This is a genomic window from Pseudoalteromonas sp. XMcav11-Q (assembly GCF_040104525.1).
Classification (GTDB): Bacteria; Pseudomonadota; Gammaproteobacteria; order Enterobacterales; family Alteromonadaceae; genus Pseudoalteromonas.
In genome coordinates this window covers 1-3,548 of sequence record NZ_JBECOX010000033.1, presented here as the reverse complement: position 1 = coordinate 3,548, position 3,548 = coordinate 1, and the positions used below count along the sequence as shown (strand labels likewise).

The 3,548-nt window shown below is 44.0% G+C and carries 1 protein-coding gene; it reads left to right on the top strand.

The window, feature by feature from the left end:
• Positions 1–3,548, top strand: a 3,548-nt coding sequence (locus ABMY45_RS23735) for an amino acid adenylation domain-containing protein (RefSeq protein WP_349289595.1), incomplete at both ends; no start/stop codon positions are given.

Genomic DNA, 3,548 nt, shown 5'->3' with positions numbered 1-3,548 from the left:
GGTGAAACAGGCGGCGGTGTTGGTGCAAGGAGAGGGTGCGGATGCGACGTTGGTGGGTTATGTTGTTGCAGAGGGAGAGGTAGTAGATGAAGGTATTTTTATAGCGGAGTTAGAGCGTGCGTTATCGGCGCGTTTAGCCAGTTATATGTGTCCGAGTCGTTGGTGTTTGCTAGATGCTTTGCCGTTGACGGCGAATGGTAAGTTGGATAGGGGTGCGCTACCGAGCGAGATTGGGGAGATAGGGCAGGAATATGAAGCGGCGGAGAATAGTGTAGAGCGAGCGCTGGTAGAGATATGGGCAGAGGTACTGCGACAACCACAAGAGGAGTTAAGTGTAACGGGTGACTTCTTTAGGTTAGGGGGGAATTCTCTGTTAGCGGTGAAGCTTAGTGCGTTAATTAAGCGGCATTTCGACATTGAAGTAACTTTGGGTGATTTATTCTCACATCCCAATATTCGTCAGTTTGGTATGTGGTTGCAAAGCCACCAGGAAATTCAAGCAAAGCACACATATGAGAAGATTAAGGCACAAGATAATTTAGACAGTGCTCCACTGACTTTTGCACAACAGCGTTTGTGGTTTATCGATGCTTTGCAAGGTGGCACATATGCCTACAATATCACTCGGGCTTTAACGTTAAGTGGTGCAGTTGATATTTCAGCATTGCAACGTGTTTTCGTTGCTTTGATTGAGCGCCATGCAATTTTCAGAACTACATATCAAGCACATGTCAATGAGCAAGCGCTGCAAACCATTCACGCGGCACACACAGTCAATTTTAACATCGAACAGGTAGATTTGACGCATTTAGAGAGTGAAGAACAAGAGACGGAAATCACTCAGAGGCTTGAAGAGCAGCAGAAGTACACATTTAACCTTGCAGATGATCTAATGCTTAAAGTGAGTCTACTGCTATGCCAAGTCGATAAGAGCATTTTAATAATTAATATGCCGCATATCGCCACTGACGGTTGGTCGATGGATATTTTGACCCGCGAATGTTGGGCGCTCTATGAAGCTTTTACTCAAGGCCAACAAAACCCACTTACAGCTTTACCCCTACAATATGCGGACTACGCTCTTTGGCAAAGTAAACAGCTAACGCCTGATACTCTAGATACGCATTGGCAGTATTGGCAGCAACAGTTAGCTGCAATGCCACAAGTCCATAGCTTACCGTTAGACTTTAAACGTCCAGCGGATAAGAACTACGTGGGAGAGCAAGTGTCAAGTCGACTCAGCAGTGAAGTAGCGAGTAAGCTTTGTCGCTTGGCAAAGCATTATGCCTTGACGCCGTTTATGCTGTCTCATGCCTTGTGTGCCTTAGTTTTATCGCGTCACAGTGGTAGCCATGACATCGTGATGGGTATGCCGATTGCCAACCGACTACAAGGCGAGTTGAATGGGGTTGTTGGTCTGTTCGTGAATACTTTAGTATTAAGAGTAAATACCAATTACAACGATCTGAGCGATTATTTTAAGCATGTGAAGAAAGTGCACCTTGAAGCCCAGCAGCATCAGGATATGCCGTTTGAAAAGTTAGTTGATAAACTAGCAAGTGAACGTTCTGCTTCACATACTCCGTTATTTCAAATTTTACTAGCAACGCAAAACGACTTTTCATCGAAGCCTGTACCGCAAAATCAAGCTCTCATCGTTGAGCGACGGGAGCAAAAAGTTAAAGTAGCTAAGTTCGATTTAGATATTAATATTTGTATCAATAAAGATGAAGTGACAATCAACTGGACCTATGACACTGCAATATTTTCTCACCAGCATATCACTACTCTAGACCGACATCTGTGTAACTTACTGAGTACGTTAGCCGCTCATCATGAAGATCAAGATATTGCCATTAAGCAATTAAATATACTAGATGCTCAAGAGTTTACTCGATTACTCACTAGGGCGGCAGGTAATACAAATTACCCCGCTGCAAATTGCGGTTTACATGAATTGTTCGAACGACAGGTTGAACGACAGCCAGAAGCGTTAGCTATTACGTCAGCAGGAAGAAGTTTAAGTTATGCACAATTAAATGCGCGAGCAAATGCAATGGCTTGGTATTTAATCGAACAATATCAGCTTACGCCAGAGCAAACTGTCGCTATTTGTTTACCACGTTCTGAACTACTGCTTGTGAGTGTTCTTGCGGTATTAAAAGCAGGAGGTGCTTACCTGACTATTGATCCAAGTTACCCCGATGGCAGGGTGTCTTACATCCTTAATGATTCTGAAGCATCATTATTACTCACCAGTAGTGAACTTGAAAAAAGACTTGTGGAACTCAAAGGTACTTTTAGCTGTGTTATGGCTGACACCTCGCTGACAAACTATAGCCAAGACAATCCACCAAGCCCTATTTTAAATAGTGATGTGGCAAGTGCATATATAGTGTATACGTCTGGCACCAGTGGCAAACCTAAAGGGGTTAAAATAGCACATAAAGGAGCTGTCAACTTTGCGGCATACTTAGGGAGACAATTCCAAGTTGATAACAGTAGTAAAGTGTTGCAACTAGCTTCTACTAGCTTTGATGCCTTTACCCTAGAATGGATGTGGGGGTTGACGAACGGAGGATCGCTATGTATCTGTAGCGACGCTGATAAATATCATCCTCAGCAAATGGCAAGTTACTTGGTTGATCAAGGTATCACTCATGCACTCATAACCCCAGCATACTTACAGCATCTACCTTGTCATCAAAACTACCATTTTTGCGCTTTATTGGTGGGTGGTGAAGCCTGTAGTACCGCACTGGCGCAGCAGTGGTCAAAGCACTATCCAATGTATAACGCTTACGGTCCCTCAGAGGCCACTATTTGTGCCACTGTAGCTAAGCTCCATCCCGATACGTCTGTAACAATAGGCACTGCTATTGATAATGTTACAACTTATATTCTTGATGATCAGCAGCAACTGCTGCCTGAGGGGGCGGTTGGAGAGTTATATATTGGTGGTGTAGGTGTGGCACAAGGTTATATCAAGCGTCCAGAGCTAGATGCTGAACGTTTTGTGAGTAACCCATTTGTAACGAATGAGCATGAGAAATTATACCGTACAGGCGATCTTGTACGACAATCTGATACTGGCCAATTAGTTTACTTAGGCCGGATCGATGAACAGGTAAAAATTCGTGGCTATCGTATTGAGTTGGCTGAAATTGAGCAATTGTTGAATGAATCTTTCGGTGTTAAGCAAGCCGCAGTATTGTGTTGGGGGGAAGGAAGTCAAAAATACCTGATTGCTTACGTGATGCTATCTGGTGAGATGTCTGAGGATAGCGCTACTCGTATTTTGAGCGAAGCGCTCGCCGAACAATTACCAGAATATATGGTGCCGAGCCAGTTTGTGGTGTTGGAGCAATTTCCACTTACAGTTAATGGTAAGGTTGATAAACGCGCTTTGCCACAACCGGAATTGACGACAGCGCATTACCGAGGACCACAAAATAAAACAGAAGCGCAATTGCAGCAATTATGGTCGAGTTTATTAAAGATACCGCAAGCGTCACTGAGCTGTGAGGCAAACTTCTTTGCCCTAGGTG